Annotated in this window: 15 protein-coding genes; 2 read left to right on the forward strand and 13 right to left on the reverse strand. The window is 66.7% G+C overall.

The window, feature by feature from the left end:
- From Q8M85_RS00320 to Q8M85_RS00350, 7 genes are all read right to left on the reverse strand, one after another.
- On the reverse strand, window positions 1–2,550 hold a 2,550-nt coding region (locus Q8M85_RS00320; RefSeq protein ID WP_305538936.1), incomplete at its 3' end, for a calcium-binding protein.
- A 129-nt stretch (window positions 2,551–2,679) separates the two neighbouring features.
- Window positions 2,680–3,984 carry a UDP-glucose/GDP-mannose dehydrogenase family protein gene (locus Q8M85_RS00325; RefSeq protein ID WP_305539115.1) on the reverse strand — a complete coding sequence of 435 codons (1,305 nt, stop codon included), beginning with the start codon at window positions 3,982–3,984 and terminating at the stop codon, window positions 2,680–2,682.
- Window positions 3,985–4,076: 92 nt separating this feature from the next.
- Window positions 4,077–4,448, reverse strand: coding sequence for a hypothetical protein (locus Q8M85_RS00330; protein WP_305538937.1), 372 nt, complete (start codon window positions 4,446–4,448; stop codon window positions 4,077–4,079).
- Between the two features lies 1 nt (window position 4,449).
- Complete coding sequence (locus Q8M85_RS00335) at window positions 4,450–7,590, reverse strand: DUF2793 domain-containing protein (protein WP_305538938.1); 3,141 nt, start codon at window positions 7,588–7,590, stop codon at window positions 4,450–4,452.
- A gap of 285 nt (window positions 7,591–7,875) precedes the next feature.
- Window positions 7,876–8,775, reverse strand: coding sequence for a DMT family transporter (locus Q8M85_RS00340; RefSeq protein ID WP_305538939.1), 900 nt, complete (start codon window positions 8,773–8,775; stop codon window positions 7,876–7,878).
- Between the two features lie 164 nt (window positions 8,776–8,939).
- Window positions 8,940–9,545 (reverse strand): LysE/ArgO family amino acid transporter, encoded by a 606-nt coding sequence (locus Q8M85_RS00345; protein ID WP_305539117.1) that lies wholly within the window; start codon window positions 9,543–9,545, stop codon window positions 8,940–8,942.
- Window positions 9,538–9,921, reverse strand: coding sequence for an ACT domain-containing protein (locus Q8M85_RS00350; RefSeq protein WP_305538940.1), 384 nt, complete (start codon window positions 9,919–9,921; stop codon window positions 9,538–9,540). Before Q8M85_RS00350 ends, Q8M85_RS00345 begins: the two co-directional genes overlap by 8 nt.
- An 82-nt stretch (window positions 9,922–10,003) precedes the next feature.
- Here Q8M85_RS00350 and Q8M85_RS00355 point away from each other — a divergent pair, with 82 nt between their 5' ends.
- The gene (locus Q8M85_RS00355; RefSeq protein ID WP_305538941.1) at window positions 10,004–10,879 is read left to right on the forward strand and encodes a LysR family transcriptional regulator ArgP; all 876 of its coding nucleotides are present in this window, start codon (window positions 10,004–10,006) and stop codon (window positions 10,877–10,879) included.
- 54 nt (window positions 10,880–10,933) lie between these two features.
- Here Q8M85_RS00355 and Q8M85_RS00360 read toward each other — a convergent pair whose 3' ends face one another.
- From Q8M85_RS00360 to Q8M85_RS00385, 6 genes are all read right to left on the reverse strand, one after another.
- Window positions 10,934–11,140: a cold-shock protein gene (locus tag Q8M85_RS00360; protein ID WP_103258861.1), complete on the reverse strand. Its 207-nt coding sequence runs from the start codon at window positions 11,138–11,140 to the stop codon at window positions 10,934–10,936.
- Between the two features lie 165 nt (window positions 11,141–11,305).
- Entirely contained in the window at window positions 11,306–12,046 is a 741-nt protein-coding gene (locus tag Q8M85_RS00365) for a YebC/PmpR family DNA-binding transcriptional regulator (protein ID WP_305538942.1), read from the reverse strand.
- Window positions 12,047–12,194: 148 nt separating this feature from the next.
- Complete coding sequence (locus tag Q8M85_RS00370) at window positions 12,195–12,560, reverse strand: hypothetical protein (protein ID WP_305538943.1); 366 nt, start codon at window positions 12,558–12,560, stop codon at window positions 12,195–12,197.
- A 23-nt stretch (window positions 12,561–12,583) separates the two neighbouring features.
- Window positions 12,584–14,362 (reverse strand): SLC13 family permease, encoded by a 1,779-nt coding sequence (locus tag Q8M85_RS00375; RefSeq protein WP_305538944.1) that lies wholly within the window; start codon window positions 14,360–14,362, stop codon window positions 12,584–12,586.
- Window positions 14,362–15,300 (reverse strand): DMT family transporter, encoded by a 939-nt coding sequence (locus Q8M85_RS00380; protein ID WP_305538945.1) that lies wholly within the window; start codon window positions 15,298–15,300, stop codon window positions 14,362–14,364. Before Q8M85_RS00380 ends, Q8M85_RS00375 begins: the two co-directional genes overlap by 1 nt.
- Window positions 15,297–16,109 (reverse strand): TIGR00282 family metallophosphoesterase, encoded by an 813-nt coding sequence (locus Q8M85_RS00385; RefSeq protein ID WP_305538946.1) that lies wholly within the window; start codon window positions 16,107–16,109, stop codon window positions 15,297–15,299. The genes Q8M85_RS00380 and Q8M85_RS00385 overlap by 4 nt, the downstream gene beginning before the upstream one ends.
- A 261-nt stretch (window positions 16,110–16,370) precedes the next feature.
- Here Q8M85_RS00385 and Q8M85_RS00390 point away from each other — a divergent pair, with 261 nt between their 5' ends.
- Window positions 16,371–18,758 (forward strand): ligase-associated DNA damage response DEXH box helicase, encoded by a 2,388-nt coding sequence (locus Q8M85_RS00390; protein ID WP_305538947.1) that lies wholly within the window; start codon window positions 16,371–16,373, stop codon window positions 18,756–18,758.
- Window positions 18,759–18,898: the final 140 nt, after the last annotated feature.

Consider the following 18,898-nt stretch of genomic DNA (forward strand, 5'->3'; position numbering starts at 1 on the left):
CGCCGCATCGGCGTGGCTGACAAGATCGCGCCCAAGACCCCCCTCCAGCCGGTCCGACCCCGCCCCCCCCAAAAGCGTGTCATCCCCCTCCCCGCCGTAAAGCGTGTCGTTCCCCGCACCCCCGGACAGCCAGTCAGACCCACCCCGACCAGAAAGCGTGTCATTCCCCCCACCACCGATGGCCCGATCGGCCAGATCGGTGCCGACAAATGTGTCCGCGAAGGCGCTGAGGATGAAGCCCTCGATCGACACGTAGGTGTCGCCCACCGCATCGCCGGTGGTCAGCGCCGCATTGGTCAGGTCAAGGCGGATCGCAACCGGGCTGCTTTCATAGCTGGCGAAGTCGATGCCGGCGCCACCGTCCAACCGGTCGCCACCTGCGTCGCCCTGAAGCGTATCGTTCCCCTCGCCGCCGAAGAGGGAATCGTTGCCCAGACGCCCTTCGATGCGGTCGTTCCCCTCCATCCCGAAGATCTGGTTGGCTTGCGCATCGCCCGCGAGGGTATCATGGTAGCCCGACCCTTCCAGATCCTCGATCGCAACGTAGATGTCGCCTGCCGCCTCACCGGTGTTTCGATCCGGCTGACCCAGATCGGCCACCAGGCCGATGACGGATTCGCGGTAGCTGACACGGTCGCGGCCGATCCCGCCATCCAGCAGGTCCGCCCCTGTGCCGCCGAAAAGCGAATCGTTGCCGAGGCCGCCGAACAGGCTGTCGGCCCCTGCCCCGCCAGACAGCCGGTCATTGCCTTCCGCACCATCGATGCGGTTGGCCAGGCTGTTGCCGGTCAGCTGGTCCGAGAACGCCGACCCGATGATCCCTTCGATCGAGACATAGGTCTGCCCGGCCGCGATGTTGGTGTTGTGGTTCAGGCTCTCCAGGTTCACCCGCACCGCGCCGGTCGCGCGGGTTAGAACGATGGTGTCGAAGCCCGCGCCACCCTCGATGGTGTCGGCGCCGGACGAGACCATGAACATGTCGTCGCCGGATCCGCCCTGCAGGTAGTCCACCTGGTTGGTGCCGAAGATCAGATTCTCGGGGTCGGAAGCCGAGGGCAGTGCGTGCCAGAGGCTGATGAAGTCCTTGAGCTGGAAGCTTGCCGGCAGAAGCGGCTGGCCATTGGGAGTGCGCAGCTCCAGCACCTCCTCGCCGTAGGAAATCGTCGCGCCCGTAGCAGTTGCCGTGATCGTCAGCGCAGCCAGCGAGTGGATCGGCCCCCAGCCGGACAGGTCCAGGCGGTCGGTGCCCAGCTGGAAGTCCGCGATCACGTCAAACGCCCCATCAGCGGTCAACACGAAGGTGTCGGCGCCAGCGCCGCCGAACAGCGTGTCCTGTCCCGCACCGTCCGACAGGATATCCGCACCCTGCCCACCTTCGATCACTTCATCCCCGTCGCCGCCCAGGATCATGTCCGACCCGGTGGTCCCGCTTAGCGAAGCCGGGACCGGGCTGCCGGTCTGGATCGGCGACAGCGGGCCGGGATCAAGCTGCAGCCGGGTGATCCCCCTGCCCTCGCCGGTGACGAAAAGCTCAATCATGCCGTTCACCACCTGCGCCGTCATTGCGGTGATGTTGTCCAACATCACGCCGGGGGTCTGCAGCAGCTGTCCGCAACTTATCAGTCGGCCATCGGGCATCAGTGTCATCACCGTAAGCCCCTCGTCGCCGCCACCCGCGATGACGAAGACGCGGTCGCCAACTGTGGCGGTGGCCAGGGCCTGCACCCCCTGGAACCGGGTGTCCAGGGTGTCGACGACGTGATCCGCAACCCACATCGCACCGGTGGTCCCGATGCCCAGCACGCTGACCGAGGACGATCCGGCCGAAGCCACGACCAGATAGGTCACCCCCGCCATTTCGACGACCTTCACGTCCGACGGATCGTTGATCCCCAGTCCGTTCGGCGCGCCGATCATCCGCGGGTTGCCCAGTGCCCCGTTCGCACCCACCGGGAAGGCGCGCACGACGTCCGCTTCCAGCGACAAGCTGATCATGAACCGGTTGCCGCCCACCGTGACCGGCACCAGTGACGAGATGTCGACGCCCGTATGCGCCCCGTCCAGCACACGCAGGCCGACCAGCGTCATTGCCCCGTTGGGCGCGACCGAATAGGCGTGGATCGTGCTTTCACCCGACCGCGCGGCGTAAAAGAAGGTCTGCCCCCCGACCTGCACCACGCTTTGCGCCGACAGCGCGCCCCACAGGCTTCCCGGCATCTGCATCGGCGCAAGCAGCGCCCCGTCGCCGCCCAGGCCATAGGCCATCACGCCTGCCGTGCTGCCCCCGGTCACGACCAGGTGGCGCGCACCATTGATGGTTACCGTCTCCAGCACAGCCTCGGCCGGCAGGGACGAGCCCGGTGCCAGGCTTTCCTGGTCGACCAGCGTCATCGCGCCTGTCACGTCCAGCGCCAGGACCCCACCCCCGGCACGCGTGGCGGTGTAAAGCATCACCCGGCCATTCTGAACCACCAGCTCCAGGTCGGAGATGCCGGACACCATGTGCAATGGCGCCGCAGAAAATACCTCTACCACCTGAAAGTTGATCACTTTCGGCCCCAGTCACACACCCATGTACCCAGGGAGAAGACTGCGCTTGAAAGCGGTTACGGCAGGTGAAGCAATCTGGGCGCAATCACGGCGTTTCCCCGCGATTTTCGGCAAAGCTGGCTAAAAACCTTAGCGCCCCACGCCGACATAGGCCGTGAAGCCGGCCTCGCGCACTTCTGCCGGGTCGTAGATGTTGCGCAGGTCAGCCATCTGCGGGGTCGCCATCTTCCGCGCCAGCTTTGCCAGGTCCAGCCCGCGAAACTCGTTCCATTCCGTCAGAAGGACCACCAGATCGGCGTCGTTGGCGGCCTGGTAAGGGTTCTCGATCCACTTCACCCCCGGCAGAAGCGCCTCGCCTTCGTGGCGCCCCTGCGGGTCGCTGATCCGCACCTTGGCACCCGCGCCCACCAGAGCCGGGATGATCGTCAGCGCTGGAGCGTCCCGCATGTCGTCGGTGTTCGGCTTGAAGGTCACGCCCAGGACAGCGATGGTCTTGTCGCGCAGGGTTCCGCCACACAGATCGACAATCTTGTCGATCATCCGGCGCTTCACTTCCTCGTTGACCTTTATCACCGTCTCGACGATCTGCATCGGCGCTGCATGTTCCTGCCCGATCCGCGCCAAGGCTTTGGTATCCTTTGGAAAGCAGCTGCCCCCGTAGCCCGGTCCGGCATGAAGGAACTTGTCGCCGATGCGGCCATCCATCCCGATGCCCCTGGCCACCATCTTCACATCCGCGCCGACCTTTTCGCACAGGGCCGCCATCTCGTTGATGAAGGTGATCTTGGTGGCAAGGAAGGCATTGGCCGCATATTTGATCATCTCGGCGCTTTCCAGGCCGGTGTAGACCATCGGGAATTCGCGCAGCGACAGGGGGCGGTAAAGCTCGGCCATGACCTTGCGCGCGCGCGCTGTCTCGACCCCGACGATCACCCGGTCGGGGCGCATGAAGTCGTCGATGGCCGCGCCCTCCCGCAGGAATTCGGGGTTCGATACGACATCGAACTCGGCCGCCGGGTTTGCCGCCAGCAACGCCTCTGCCACCTTGCGGTTGGTGCCGACCGGCACGGTGGATTTCGTCACCACCGCTGCATATCCCGTCAACGCCCTGCCGATATCAGCTGCGGCAGCCATGACATAGCTCAGGTCGGCATGGCCGTCGCCGCGCCGGGTCGGCGTGCCGACGGCGATGAACACCGCCTCGGCCCCGGCCACTGCCGCGCCAAGATCCGTCTTGAAGGACAGACGCCCCGCCGCAGCATTCTTCGCGATCAGTGCCTCCAGCCCCGGCTCGAAGATCGGCACCTCGCCCCGCGACAGGCGCCCGATCTTGGCGGCATCCTTGTCGACGCAGACCACCTCGTGCCCGAAGTCGGAAAAGCACGCTCCCGAGACAAGCCCGACATATCCCGTCCCCACCATCGCGATGCGCATCGTGCTGCCCTCATGCTTAGGGGGCATGTCTATGCAGGCATCCGGCACCTGTCAAACCGGGCCCATCCGCACGGGACAGGCCCGGCTTTGGCTCAGAGACGTTCCGGCCTGGGAAAGCGCGCTCTGACTGCGGCGACGGCAGCCAGCCAGTCCTCGCGCGTGGTCTCTTCGCGCTGCCAGCGGAAGAACAGCGGATCGGCCTCGACCGCAAGTGCTGCGCGAACCGACTGGTCCCGGTCGGCAAGCGCCGCCCGATAGTCCGCCGCAGCCGCAGCCGCCAGGTCTTCGGCAGAGCGCTCCAGCCCCACCGGGGCTGCCCGCACCACCCATTTGCCCCGAGCGGTCCGGCGATGGGCCGACAGGAAATCGACGGTCAGCCCCTCGATGGCCTCGCTCCCCTCGCGCGGGGCGTCCCCGATCCAGCCCGGAATCCCGTCTTCAGTGAACAGAACATGCAAGGTCATCTCAGTAGTCCGTCTCGATGTAGAGGCTCATGGTCGCAATGCCGATGACCGACGACACGCCGCCCACGCTCATGTAGCTGTAGGGGTTGATCAGCGTCGTGGTCGTCGGCAGGTCGGTCGTGACCGTCCCGGTCGCCACCGCGCCCGAAACCAGGTTTGTCACCTCATAGCTCAGCGACTGCGTCGTGCCGGGGCGCGCGAACATCGCGATCTCGTAGACCGAGGTCAGGTCGGCACTCGGCTTCGGGAAGCTTGCGCCCAGGTCGACCTTTGTCGCCGTTCCGGTCCCGTCGTTGTACATGAACTGGATGTTGGTATCGGCGCTGTCGTAGCCCATCCCGCAGATGTTGGTCAGGGTCGACGGGTTGACGTCCGTCGGCGCCGCAGTCGAGTTGCGCATCCCCACGAAGGCCCGGTGCGAGGCATTGGTGACGCCCGTCGCCGGACCCCAGCGCCAGACCAGGTGGAACCCGCCCAGCCCCGCCGAAGGACCACCGACGGTGAACTGCAACGCACCGCCGCGGATGCCCGCGACGGCGGTGGTCGCGGCTGTGGTCACCCGCCAGGACCGCCGGCGCATATAGTTGTGCAAGCTGCTCGTGCCCACGTTCTCGGTCGTCGCCGTCCCGGTGGCCGAGATCACCAGCCCCATCTGCGTATCCGCGCCGCCGTTCCCTGCCGGGACGAAAAGTCCCATCTTGTTGCGCCCGAAGAACGGCTGCAACGAGGAGTCCAGACCCGATGGTCCCATGACAGCAGGTAGAACGCGCCCGGCCACATCGCGCCCGAACAGCTTCACGCCGCCCGCAGCAGGGGCCGTTGGCGTCGCGATCGCCGGCAGGCGCAACTGCCCACCCTCGATCTCGACATCCGCCGCACCCGCGAAGCTGCCCGCATTGTTGAACTGGACCGCGCCGCTGGCCCCACCGGGAGAGCCACCACCCCCGCCCGCAGGTGCCGCCCAGGTCCCGTCCGCCCGCAGGAAGTTGGCCGTCCCCCCGCCAGACGCTGGAGCCAACCCCTTCGCCGCGCTGGAGAACGTATCCAGTAGCGCCGTCACCTGCGTTCCCGACAGGTCCGCTGGGTCCGCAGCCGAACCCGTCGCGTTGCCCTTGATCGTCGTTGCCGGCATGTTTGCCAGCTTTGCGTTCGTCACCGCGTCCGCGTCCACTGTCCAGGTCGCCCCCGACCCGCTGACCGTGATGTCACCCTTGTCGCCATCGCTGACACCTCCGCCGCCGCCGGGAGGTGCCGCCCAGGTCCCGTCCGCCCGCAGGAAGTTGGCCGTCCCCCCGCCCGACGCCGGAGCCAACCCCTTCGCCGCGCTGGAGAACGTGTCCAGCAGCGTTGTCGCCTGCGCCCCCGTCAGGTCCTCCGGCGCGCCGGTCCCCGCCGTTGCCCGGCCTTTCAGCGTGCCCGTCGCCACGTTCGCCAGCTTCGCATTGGTCAGCGTCGCTGCGGCGACCTGAGCATCCACCAGTTGCGCCGCGACAATGTTGCCCGCCACGCGCCCCACCACCGCGTTGGTGCCGACCGCCAGGTCCGCGGGGTCCGCCGTCGCACCCGTGGCATTGGCCTTGATCGTATTTGCGGCCATGTCGGCGGCTTTTGCGTTGTCCACCACGTTGGCCGCGATGGTCAGCGCAGTGCCCCCTGCCGTTTTCGTCACATCCCCGGTGAAGGCACTGGTCCTGATCGACCCCGTCCCGCTGAACTCGATCCCGCCCGTGACGGTGATCGCTTCCGGGTCGCCGGTCCCCGCCGTGTCGCGACCGATCAGGCTGTCGGTGGCGATGTCGGCCAGCTTGGTGAACCCCACCGCATTGGCCGCAATGGTCGTCGCCCCATCCGCGACCGATGTCACGTCGCCCGAATGGTTCGGGTGGACATAGTTGTTCGCCCCCGTGGCCACACCGTCCAGTTTCGTCTTGTCCGACGCCGACATGAAGCCCGCGACAGAAGCTGTTGCCGCACTGTGCAGCGTGCCTCCCGCCCGCGTGCCGTGCGCCGTGTCGTCAAACCGTGCCGCAGGCAGCGTCCCGGCCGTCAGGTCGGTCGCAGAGCCGCTTGTGGCGATGCCCGCAAGGCCGGTGATCGTCGCCGCAGCCTGGGTCCCCGTGTGGTTCGCCCGGTTCAGCAGGACAGCATCCGCCGCGTTCGCCGTCGCTCCGTTCGCGACGTTCAGAACCGTGCGCACCTGCGTCGCCGTCAGCGCCTCGGGGCTGCCTGTGCCCGCCGAGGCGCGGCCAAGAATGGTGCTGGTCGACAGGTCGGCCAGCTTGCCCAGCGTGACTGCACCGGCATCAATGGTCCAGGTCGCCCCCGACCCCGAGACGGTGACATCCCCCTTGTCGCCGTCGCTGACACCACCACTTCCAGCGCCTCCGACCAGCTGGGTCGCCCCGGCGCTGCGCACCTTGACCTCGCCCGTGGTGGTGTTCAGCCACAACGTCCCGTCCAGTGGTGCCAAGGGGTCCGCCGCTTGTCCGCCCAGATGCATCGGCTGTGGCAGTGTGACCTCGCCCGTCCCCGCCTCCGCTTCCAGCGCCGTGAAGAAGGTCGATCCGTCCGCGCTGACCTTCACGCTGAAATCATCCGACCCGGCAGTACCCATCTCGGCCCGGCCACTGAAGCCGGTCTGGAACAGAAGGGTTGCCGTATCACCCGCCACGGCCTTGTTCAGCTTCAGCTGATGACCCGAACCGGCGTGGTTCAGCAGTGTCGCCGGGGACGAGACAGCCAGCCGGTTCGTCGCGTCGGGGGTAGCCGAGACGCCCAGTCGCCCCACCGTGAACGGCCCGTCCGACAGCGCGATCCAGGTCAGCCCGTTGAAGAAGGCCATCTGGCTCTCGGCCATGACGTAGGCTTGCCAACCGTTCAGGGGCTGGGTGAACTGCCACCCCGCCTCGGTATAAAGCGCAATGCGCCCCGCCTGGCCGACCCAGGGCCCCGTCGCCCCGACCGCCACGATATGGCGGTCGCCAAGCGTCGGCAGGGCGGGCGGCGTGGTAAGCGTCCGGTTGATCACCGCAAGCTGAACCATCAGGTCCAGCTTCACCAGCGCCTCGTTGTGGGTGACATGCTTTTGCGCCTGCGCCGGAAGGATCAGGGGCAGCGACAGTATCGTCGTTTCATCGGGCATCAGAACCTCCGCGGGATCACCTTGGCCGGGGACCCTAGGGAAGCTTCCTTCACACCCGCTGATCAGACCGCGCGCTGATCCGGTTCCGCTCGCAACGGGCCAAGGGTGGGCGCATCGCCCACCCTACGCCTGCGCTCCAATTATCCTTGGGGAGATGCCTTTGCCCGCCGGATAGACAGGTGGCACCCCCCCGGCCTCTTTGGCGCAAACCTGACTTGGGCCCGGGCAGGCGAAATGCCCTGCCGCTGATCGATCCGTAGGGTGGGCGATCCGCCCACCGCCCGTTCAGGGGTCCTCGACCAGGGCCGGGGTCGCCCGTTCGCGCCGCGCTTCCGCCCAGGTGTTCACGCTGATTGCCAGGATGATCAGCGCACCCCCGGCCAGCACCCAGGGTTCGACCGGCTCGCCAAAGGCAAGCAGGCCCAGCAGCGCCGCCCAGATCAGCTGCAGGAACGTGACCGGCTGCGTCACCGCCAGCGGAGCGGCGCGAAACGCCTTCGCCATCGCGTAATGCCCCAAGGTCGCCAGTGCCGCGACCGCCGCCAGCCAGGCGCATTGCTCCCAGCGCACCGGCTGCCACTGCGCCACCGCCAGCGGCAAGAGCCCGACCGTCACCGTCACCGACAGGACCGCCACGATCGACGACGCCGAGGCCTCCCGGCTCAACCGTTTGGCGATGATGTAACTCATCGCGAAGAATATCGTGGCCCCAAGCTGCGACAGATGCCCCAGCGACAATTCCCGCACTCCTGGCCGCAGGACGATCAACCCGCCGACCACCGCCACCAGCACCGCCGCAACCCGCCGCGCTCCCAGCCCCTCGCCCAGAAGAAGGCCCCCGATCACCAGCACCATTACCGGCCCCAGGAAGGCAATCGCCGCCATCTCCGCCACCGGGACCCGGGCCATCGCATAGAACCACATGATGACCGCGACGACATGCAGCGCCCCGCGGCCCAGAAACATCTGCCCGACGCCGGGGCCGAACCGCATGCCTCGCATGGCCCACAGGGCGGGCAGCAGGAACAGCAGGCCAAAGCCGAACCGGATGAAGGCCGACTGCGCCGCCGGAAGTTCGGTTCCAAGGTAACGGACAATCCCGTTCACCCCTACAAAGGACAGCCCGGCCCCCGCCATCCACAAGGCCCCCTCAAGGGGCCGCCCAAGATCATTCACGGCGCGCATGGCCGGACAGAAGCCCAACGGCAAGGCGAAGGCAACCCGCCGAAATACGCGTAGGGTGCGCTACAGCGCACCGCACCGTTGCATAATGGTTGCCGCCTCCCGAGCGCCCGCAGGGCAAGCCCCCGGACTTCCCGGGCCGCGCACCCTCGTCCTGCAAGGACACCTCACGCCCCGAAGGCCAGACCCGTCGCGATGACCCACATCGTCGTCCCCACGCCGACCTCCAGCCAGACCCAGGCCGCGGGCCGGGCGAAGACCGGGGCCAGCAGCCGCGCTCCGAACCCCAGCGCGGTGAAAAAGCTCAACGATGCACAGGCCGCCGCGACCCCGAACACCGCCTGATGCGGCGCATACTGGGCCGAGATCGACCCGATCAGCACCACCGCATCCAGATAGACATGCGGGTTGGCCCAGGTCAGGACCAGACAGGTCGCAAGCACCTTCCCCAGGGGGGCCGACCCTGCCTCCGACGGCCGCAAGGCCTCGCCGCCCCGCAGGGCCGCCCGGAACCGCAGGCCCCCGTAGACAGCCAGGAACCCCACCCCCAGCCAGCGCATCGCTTGGCCGAACCACGGAACCGCCGCACTCAGGGACCCGAATCCCGCCACCCCCGCCCCGATCAGCACCGCGTCCGAGATCGCGCAGACCGCCACCACCGCGGCCAGATGCTCCCTTCGCAGCCCCTGCCGCAACACGAACGCATTCTGAGACCCGATCGCAAGGATCAGGCTAAGGCCGACCAGATAGCCATTCACTGCCGCTTCAAGCAACTGCAAGCCGCCTCAGCGCCGCCAGGGCGTCTTCCCGACGATCCCACTGCACGAAAAGGTGGTCGTGATGGTAGCCTGCAATCACGTTGCAGCTGATCCCCTCCCGTCCCAGGGCACCCGCCAGGGCCGCCGTCAGCCCCACAGCCGCAAGGTCGGACTGCACCGTCAGGCTGATCCGCGCCCAGGGGTCGGACTGAAATCCGGCCTCCCGCATCTCTGCCAGGGGGGCGACCACAGTCATACCCTCCTGCTCGGTGACCGTGGCGAAGGGTGTGATCAACAGAATTCCGCCAGTCCAGACGCCATAGCCATAGGGTTCGGGATGCAGCACCGGCTCCATCGTCCGCAAGAGCACCGCAAGATCGATTTCTGCCATGTAACCCTCCATTTCCCTTGACCTATGCCGACCGCGCGGCACAATCCAGGTAATCTTCCTAATCAAAGATTAGCGAAACTTAATGATCGATCCGGCCCAGCTTGCCGCTCTTGCCGCGATCCATCGCCGGGGCGCCTTCGACCTTGCCGCGGCCGAGTTGCACGTCACGCCCTCCGCCATCTCACAGCGGATCAAGGCGCTGGAAGAGGCGACCGGAACCCTCCTGGTCCGCCGTGGCCAGCCTTGCCGCGCGACCGAGGCGGGCCTGCGCCTCATCCGCCACCATGACGAGATCGCTCTGCTGGAGCGCACGCTGGCCCAGGACCTGCCCGGCTTCCTTCCCGGGCCCGCCACTCTGCGCATAGCCGTCAACGCCGACAGCCTTGCGACCTGGATCATCCCGGCCCTTGCCGCGACCGAAGGTTTCCTCTTCGATCTTGTCATCGACGACCAGGACGTCAGCCAGGACTGGCTGCGGAAGGGTGAGGTGGTCGCCGCCATCACCTCGCACCCAGGCCCCTTGCAGGGCTGCGATACGCTGACGCTCGGCAGCTTGCGCTACCGCGCCACGGCGTCGCCCGACTATGTCGCCCGCTGGTTCCCGCAGGGTGTCACGGCTCAGGCCCTGTTGCTCGCCCCCACTCTGACATTCTCGGACAAGGACCAACTGCAGGACCGCTGGGTCACAGGGCGGACCGGCACGCGCCAGGCCCTGCCGAGACACCGCATGGCCTCGTCGCAGGCCTTCGTCGATGCCTGCCTTGCGGGTCTCGCCTGGGGCATGAACCCCCAGCCGCTGATCGCCCCGCATCTTGCCTCGGGCGCATTGGTCGAGCTGATCCCGGATACCCCCCTCGACGTTGCCCTGCACTGGCAGTTCACCCGCCTTGCTGCCCCGGCGCTGGCCCCGGTGACCCAGTCGATCCGCCGGATGGCACAGCAGAGCCTGGTGCAATAGAAAACGGGGGCGGCTTGCGCCACCCCCGTTCCCTGGTCCCCGAAGGGATAAGGCTTACGCCAGAGCCAGGTTCACAGCCGATTCCCGGCCGTTGCGATCCTGCTCGATGTCATAGGTCACGGCCTGCCCATCGGGCAGCGAGCGGATGCCCGCACGCTCAAGCGCGGTCACGTGGACGAAAACGTCCTTGGAACCGCCCGCGGGAGCGATGAAGCCGAAGCCTTTGGTGGCGTTGAACCATTTCACGGTGCCATTGGCCATCGTGATGTCTCCTGTCATGTATGCCACCCGCAGCGTGCGGTGGCCTGGCCTAGTGTCGTCACGATCGAAGCTGAAGGCCGAAGCAGACAGTAGAACGAAAGAGAAGAAGCTATTGCCCCCTGCACATGCGCCTTATCCGCGCAAAAAGCAAGGGGCGTGAAGGAATTAAAGCTGTGCCGCCACGTCCTCGGGGACGTCGAAGTTGTGCGTCACCGTCTGCACGTCGTCGTCTTCCTCCAGAAGATCGATCAACCGCATCAGCTTCTGCGCGGTATCCAGATCGACCTCGGTGCGCGTCTGGGGCCGCCAGACCAGTTTCGACTCCGTCGATTCCCCCAGCGCCTTTTCCAGAGCGTCCGAGACTTCGGACAGGCTCTCGACCTGGCAATAGATCCAGTGGCCGTCCTCGTCAGATTCCACGTCGTCCGCCCCGGCGTCCAGCGCCGCCATCATCACGTCGTCAGCCGACCCGACCGAGGCCGGATAGGAAATCTCGCCCACCCGGTCAAAGCTGTGCGCGACGCTGCCCGTGGTGCCCAGGTTCCCGCCACACTTGCTGAAATAGGACCGCACGTTCGACGCGGTGCGGTTCACATTGTCCGTCATCGTCTCGACGATCACCGCGATCCCGTTCACGCCGTAACCCTCGTACCGGATCTCGGTATAGTCCGCCCCATCGCCCATCTGCGACTTCTTGATCGCGCGGTCGATCACGTCCTTCGGCATCGACACGGCCTTGGCGGCCTTGATCGCCAGCCGCAGCCGCGGGTTCATGTCGGGGTCAGGCATCCCCATCTTGGCCGCGACGGTGATTTCCTTCGCCAGCTTGGAAAACATCTTCGAGCGCAGCTTGTCCTGCTTGCCCTTGCGATGCTGGATGTTCGCCCATTTAGAATGGCCTGCCATTTGGCCTTACCTCGGTCCGATTTCGGTGATGGCGTCCATTACACCGCCGCCCCGCAGGGAAGCAACCCCCGCGCCCCGAAACGCTCCTCGGTGACTGCGTCCCTCGTCGCAGGCGAGGAGAAGTCGAAGACGCACGACGAGCCGGCCCTCAGTCGTCCGACAGGTCAGCCGGGGGCGGCGTGACAAAGACATGGTCGCGTCCGTTGGCATCGGTGATCACCACCTCGGCCATCGGAGGCGAAACACCCTCGGCCCCCAGCGCCTCGGTCAGGCCGGTGAAAAGCTGGCGCAGGATGTTCGGGTTCTCGACCACATCGACTGCATAGCCGAAACCCGGTCCGCACTCGTCGAACCGCCCGGCCCCGCCAGCCTCGGCCCAGCGCGCCCGGCAAGTTGTCCCATCCGACAGGGTCAGCACCAGCACATCCGCCGACAGCCGCGCTGCCAGCGGCACCGGGTTCGCCTGAAGCGCGGCACATCCGCCAAGGGCAAGGACCAGCAGAAATGTCCGCATGTCAGTCTCCTGTATAAACCGGATCAAAGCGGCCAGATCAGCGGGATCAACGCGCAACTCACCAGCATGACAATGATGTTCAGCGGCAGACCGACCCTGGTGAAGTCGCTGAAGCGATATCCGCCCGGCCCGTAGACCATCATGTTGGTCTGATACCCCACCGGGGTCGCAAAGGCGAGTGTGGCCGAGAACATCACCGCCACCACGAAGGGTCGCGGATCATGGCCCAGCTTCTCGGCCAATTCGATGGCGACCGGAGTATAAATCACCGCGACCGCGTTGTTGGACAGGAATTCGGTCAGCACGAGGCCGATGAAATAGACCGCAAGGATCAGCATGAAGGGCCCCATTCCTTCCAGCCACGGGGCCACGTTGATCACCATCATCTCGACCGCGCCCGACTGCTCCAGCCCCTCTCCCACCGCAAGCATCGCGAAGATCATCGCCAGCAAGCGCCCATCGACGAAGCTGAAGGCCTCGTCACTGTCGACACATTGCGTCACCAGAATCACCGCCACCGCCAGCAACGCCAAGGGCAGGATCGGCGCCAGGTCCAATGCCGACAGGACCACGATCAGCGCCAGTGCGGCCAGCGCGATCGGCGCCTTCGCGCGGCGGAACGCCATGACCCGCGGCCGGTTCACGTCCACCAGGTCCATGTCCGCCGCAAGGCGCTGGATGTCCTCGATCGTGCCCTCCAGCAGGAGCGTATCCCCGACCCGCACGATCAGATCGTCAAGCTGCCGCCCGATATTCTGGTTCCGCCGATGCACCGCCAGCACGTAGACCCCATAGCGCCGCCGAAGCCGCAGGTCGCCCAGCCGGTTGCCCTCCATCCGGCAGCCCGGCCCGATCAGCACCTCGACGGTCTCGGTCTTCACCGACGACAGCTTGTCGACCAGATGCACGTCCTTGCGGGCATGGAGGCCCATCAGTTCGGTCATCTCGGTCCGCAGCACGACCCGGTCCCCCGCCTGCAACGTGACCGGAGCCAGGTCGCGCCGCAGCGATACATCGCCCCGCAGCACGTCGATGACGCGCACGCCCTCACGCTTGAAGATGTCGATGTCCAATACTGGCTGGCCGATCAGCTGGCTTTCCTCGGGCACCGCGACCTCGGTGAAGAACTTCATCTTCCGCCGATCGTTCAGAAGCACCCCCATCGACTGCCGCACCGGCAAGAGACGGTTGCCGAACAGCGCCAGGAACACGCCACCCGCCACCATCACCGCGATCCCCACCGGGGCGATCTCGAAAAGTCCAAAGTGCTCCAGTCCCCGGTCCGCCGCCACCCCGTCCACCAGGATGTTGGTCGAGGTCCCGATCAGCGAGATCATCCCCCCCAGCACGGTCATATAGCTAAGCGGGATCAATAGCTTGGACGGAGCGGTCCCAAGCTTCATCGCCAATTGGATCACCACCGGGATCATCACGGCCACCAGCGGCGTGTTGTTCATGAAGGCCGAGGCAATTGCCGTCGTCCCGATCAGCACTGCAATGGTGGTCTTCGGCCGGTCCCCGGCATGCCGTCCGACCGCGGTGATGACGGCCTCGACCGCCCCGGTCCGCACCATCCCGCCCATCACCAGGAACATCAGCGCGATGGTCCAGGGTGCCGGGTTCGACAGGACCGAGGTCGCCTCTTTCACCGGCAGGATGCCCAGCACCAGCATTGCCGCCGCTGCGCCGATGGCGGTGACCTCGACCGGCGTCCGCTCCAGCACGAAGAGGACGAACATCACCACCAGGATCGCCAGGGCGACCCAGGGCTGGTACTCGACCGGAATGGACAATCCGAACATCAGGCCTCCACCCGCTGCGCCCGCTCACGTGGTTGCACCAGCGCCACGCCGGCCAGCATGACGGCCAGCGCCAGCCAGACCATGACGGACGGCCGCTCACCCAAGAGGACCATCGCCCAAAGCATCCCTGCCGCCGTCACCAGATAGCTCGACTGCGCCGCAAAGACCGCACCCGCCGTCGCCGCCAGCCACACATAGCTTGCATAAAGCAGCGCATGCAGCGCCGACGACAGCGCCAGCGCCAGATCATCCCGGCCCAGCGGCCAGGGTGAATAGCTCTGGTCCAGCGCCAGCATCACCGGCGCGCACAGGATCAGGCCCATCAGGCTGGCCCCAAGCATCGCCTGCAAGGCATCCATCCCCAGCGTGCCGCGATGCGCCACGTAGGTCGCCTCCATCGCGTAGAACAGCGGCCCCACCAGCGCCACCGGCAGCCAGCCCAGCATCGCCGCATCCGGCAGCGCCGCGCCGGGGGCCGCCAACAGCCCCACGCCCAGAAGCCCCATCACCAGCCCGACCAGCCGCAGCGCCGAGAACCTGTCCATCCCCAAGGCCAGCGCCATCGGAAACGCCAGCATCGGGATCATCGCGATGATGATCGACATGACGCCCGAAGGCAGATGCGCCACCGACGCATAGAACGTCCCGTTCGGAATGATCGTGCCCAGCACCGCCACCACGGCGTAGAACCGCAGCGCCGGGGCCGTCAGCTTCATCCCCTTCCGCCGCACCAGTGCAATCGCGCCCAGCACGACGACCATCACCACCTGCTGCCAGAAGATCAGCCCGAAGGGCCCATGCCCCGTCTCCGTGGCGATCTTGCCCAACGGATGCGTCGCGCCCCAGCCGATGCCCAGCCACAGAAGCACGCCCACAAGGAACCAGCGCCCCGGCTTGCCCCGGCCCGACAGCGGCACGGTCCCCGCTACCGCGCTCATGGCACGGACTCCTGCAACTTGCCGCCGACCCGGATCATCCGCACCTTCTGCGCAAGCCCCGTCCTGTCATCCGTCTCGACATAGACCCCCGACAGTGTCGCCGCGCCGTTCGCCGGCTCGAACCGCCCCTTGGCCATCCCGGTCAGGAACCGACGCAACGGCTCCAGCTTCTCCATCCCGATGACGCTGTCATAATCGCCGCACATGCCCGCGTCGGACTGATAGGCCGTGCCCTTGCCCAGGATCATCGTGTCACTGGTCGGCACATGGGTATGCGTGCCGACGACCAACGACGCCATCCCGTCGCACCAGTGCCCCATCCCCATCTTCTCGGACGTGGCCTCGGCGTGGAAATCCACGATCGCCGCCTGCACCACACCGCCCAGAGTGTGCTGCTTCAAAACCGTCTCCAGCGCGCTGAACGGATCGTCGAAGGGCCGCTTCATGAACACCTGACCAAGCGCCTGCGTCACCAGCACCTTCCGCCCCTGCGTCGCCTCGAACACCCGAAACCCCCGCCCCGGCGCGACCTTCGAGAAATTCAGCGGCCGCACGATCCGTGGCTCCTGCTCGATGAAGCTCAGCATGTCCTTCTGATCGAAGGCGTGATCCCCCAGCGTCAGGCAATCCGCCCCCGCCGCCAGCAACTCCTTGGCATGGTCGCCGGTCAAACCCGCGCCCTGGCTCGCGTTTTCGCCGTTTACGACGACGAAATCCAAACCCCACGCGGCCCTAAGCCCCGCAAGCCGCTCGATTACCGCCGCCCGACCCGACCGGCCTACGACATCGCCCAGGAATAACAGTCTCATGCCACCCCGATTAGGCGGGGGGCGGGGTTCCGGCAAGCGGAATGACACCGGCCCCCCGGAAAAAGCGCCGCAATTCCGGCGGCAAAGCCCCGCGCGGAACAACCGCCCAAGCGAAAGATTGTTCTGTGGAAATCCTCCGCCGGGGAAAGACCTTCCACCGGCTCGATTCGCGGACACGGCCCTGCCCGGCCCTGCACAGCGTCCAGCAATAATCCGCTCTTCCCGTTCCCCTGCCCGGCTCTCCGCATTATCTCTGTCCGCATGACCACCCTCCCCCCCGCCTTCGCTGACTGGTTCGCCGCCAAAGGTTGGACCCTTCACCCGCACCAGCTGGACATGCTCGCGCGCAGCGGCGATCCCGCCACCCTTCTCATCGCCCCGACCGGAGGTGGCAAGACTCTCGCCGGCTTCCTCCCCACCCTCGCCGAACTCGGGCCGAACCCCGCGCCGGGTCTCCACACCCTCTACGTCTCGCCTTTGAAGGCCCTCACCGCCGACATCCGCCGCAATCTCGGGACCCCGATCGAGGGCGCAGGTCTCAAGATCCGCGTCGAAGACCGCACCGGCGACACCTCCTACACCCAGCGCCGCCGCCAGCGCGCCGACCCGCCGCATATCCTGCTGACCACACCGGAATCGCTCGCCCTCCTTCTCAGCTACGAAGACGCCCCCCGGATTTTCGCCGGGCTGCAACGGGTGATCATCGACGAAATCCACGCCCTCGCCGAATCCAAACGCGGCGACCAGCTCGTCCTGCAGATCGCCCGCCTGCAATCGCTGAACCCGAACCTCCGCCGCATCGGCCTGTCCGCCACCGTGGAAAACCCCCCGGCCCTCGCCCGCTTCCTCAGCCCCCGGACCACGATCCTCGAAGCCGACCCCGGTCCCGACCCTGACATCTCGATGCTGGAAACCGACGCCCCTCCCCCGTGGAGCGGTGGCGGCGGTCGTTACGCCATACCCGCGATCCTGAACGAGGTGACCCGCCACAAGACCACCCTCATCTTCCACAACACCCGCGCGCAGGCGGAACTGTTCTTCCACGATCTCTGGCTACAGAACGCCCAAGACCTCCCCATTGGCATCCACCACGGCAGCCTTAGCCGCGAGCAACGGGAACGCGTCGAACAGGCGATGACCGCCGGGGCGCTGCGCGCCGTCGTCTGCACCGGCTCACTCGACCTTGGCATCGACTGGGGTGACGTCGACCTCGTGATCCAGGTCGGCGCGCCGAAGAACGTCAAGCGCCTGGTCCAGCGCATCGGCCGCGCCAACCACCGCTACAACGCACCCTCCAAAGCCCTCCTCGTCCCCGCCAACCGCTTCGAGGTCGTGGAATGTCAGGCCGCCCTCGATGCCGTCCACGCCCACACCCTTGACGGCGAACCGCGCGGACCAGGGCCGCGCGACGTCCTCTGCCAGCACATCCTCGCCACCGCCTGCGCCGGCCCCTTCAACGCCGACGACCTCTACGCCGAAGTCACCACCGCCGGCCCCTATGCGCACCTCACAAGACCGGAATTCGACGCCTGCCTCGATTTCACCGCCACCGGCGGCTACGCGCTGAAAGCCTACGACCGCTGGCAGCGCCTGAGACAGACCCACGGCAAATGGCACCTCCGCGACCCCCGCGCCGCCGCGCTGATCCGGCAGAACCTCGGCACGATCATCGACATCGAGACGCTGAAGGTGCGTTTTCGCGGCCACGGCGCGCCCCTGGGCGAGGTCGAAGAAAGCTTCGCCGCCACCCTCACCCCCGGCGACACCTTCCTGATCGGCGGCCAGATCGTCCGCTACGAAGGCCTGAGAGAAATGACGGTCGAGGTCTCGAAAACCCCCGGCCGCGACCCAAAGGTCGCCGTCTTCAACGGCACCAAATTCGCCACCTCCACCCTTCTGGCCGACCGCATCCTGCAGATCTTCCAGCAGGACAGCTGGCCCGACCTCCCCACCCACACCGCCCAATGGCTCTCCCTGCAACGCGAGGTCTCCCGCCTCCCCGACCCCCATTCCCTTCTCCTGGAAAGCTTCCCCCACGACGGCCGCGAACACCTTGTCGTCTACGGCTTCGCAGGCCGCAACGCCCAGCAGACCCTCGGTCTCCTCGTGACAAAACAGATGGAATCCCAAGGCCTTGCCCCCCTCGGCTTCGTCGCCACCGATTACGCCACACTGATCTGGGGCCTTGACCCCGTCACCGACCCCGCTCCGCTTTTCAACCTCGACACCCTCAAGGACGGCCTGGACACCTGGCTCTCCGGCAACGCCGTGATGAAGCGCACCTTTCGCAACACGGCCATGATCGCGGGCCTGATCGAACGCAGCCACCAGGGCCGCCGCAAGACCGGCCGCCAGGCCACGTTCTCCTCCGACATCCTTTACGACACGCTGCGCCGCTACGACCCCGACCACCTCCTTCTCCAGATCACCCGGGAAGAGGCCCTCCGCGGCCTGATCGACTTCTCCCGCATCGAGACCATGCTCGCCCGCGTCGGCGAGAACATCGACCTCATCCGTCGCCGTCGCGTCACCCCCCTCGCAGCCCCCCTCTTCTTCGAGCCCGGCCGCATCCCCGTCCACGGCGAAGCCCGTGACCGCCTTGCCACCGCCCAGGCCCAGGCCCTGATGGAAGCCGCCGGTCTCGCCTGACCTTTCATCTTTGCCCAAATATCCCCGCCGGAGGCTTCTCTTAGGCAAGCGGCGCAGTCCGCGCAGCCGAGGCAAGGACTCCGTGCGCAGCACTCAGTTTCATAACCGCCCCTTGCCGCAAACCCGCCGCCGGGGCATCA

This window comes from Tabrizicola sp., from assembly GCF_030694085.1.
Classification (GTDB): domain Bacteria; phylum Pseudomonadota; class Alphaproteobacteria; order Rhodobacterales; family Rhodobacteraceae; genus Tabrizicola.

Excerpts from the sequence above, each read along its gene's own strand:
- Q8M85_RS00385 (WP_305538946.1), bottom strand. The coding sequence starts at position 16,109 with ATGAGACTGTTATTCCTGGGCGATGTCGTAGGCCGGTCGGGTCGGGCG.
- Q8M85_RS00325 (WP_305539115.1), bottom strand. The coding sequence starts at position 3,984 with ATGCGCATCGCGATGGTGGGGACGGGATATGTCGGGCTTGTCTCGGGA.
- Q8M85_RS00330 (WP_305538937.1), bottom strand. The coding sequence starts at position 4,448 with ATGACCTTGCATGTTCTGTTCACTGAAGACGGGATTCCGGGCTGGATC.
- Q8M85_RS00350 (WP_305538940.1), bottom strand. The coding sequence starts at position 9,921 with ATGGCAGAAATCGATCTTGCGGTGCTCTTGCGGACGATGGAGCCGGTG.
- Q8M85_RS00335 (WP_305538938.1), bottom strand. The coding sequence starts at position 7,590 with ATGCCCGATGAAACGACGATACTGTCGCTGCCCCTGATCCTTCCGGCG.
- Q8M85_RS00370 (WP_305538943.1), bottom strand. The coding sequence starts at position 12,560 with ATGCGGACATTTCTGCTGGTCCTTGCCCTTGGCGGATGTGCCGCGCTT.
- Q8M85_RS00390 (WP_305538947.1), top strand. The coding sequence starts at position 16,371 with ATGACCACCCTCCCCCCCGCCTTCGCTGACTGGTTCGCCGCCAAAGGT.
- Q8M85_RS00365 (WP_305538942.1), bottom strand. The coding sequence starts at position 12,046 with ATGGCAGGCCATTCTAAATGGGCGAACATCCAGCATCGCAAGGGCAAG.
- Q8M85_RS00380 (WP_305538945.1), bottom strand. The coding sequence starts at position 15,300 with ATGAGCGCGGTAGCGGGGACCGTGCCGCTGTCGGGCCGGGGCAAGCCG.
- Q8M85_RS00360 (WP_103258861.1), bottom strand. The coding sequence starts at position 11,140 with ATGGCCAATGGCACCGTGAAATGGTTCAACGCCACCAAAGGCTTCGGC.
- Q8M85_RS00375 (WP_305538944.1), bottom strand. The coding sequence starts at position 14,362 with ATGTTCGGATTGTCCATTCCGGTCGAGTACCAGCCCTGGGTCGCCCTG.
- Q8M85_RS00340 (WP_305538939.1), bottom strand. The coding sequence starts at position 8,775 with ATGCGCGCCGTGAATGATCTTGGGCGGCCCCTTGAGGGGGCCTTGTGG.
- Q8M85_RS00355 (WP_305538941.1), top strand. The coding sequence starts at position 10,004 with ATGATCGATCCGGCCCAGCTTGCCGCTCTTGCCGCGATCCATCGCCGG.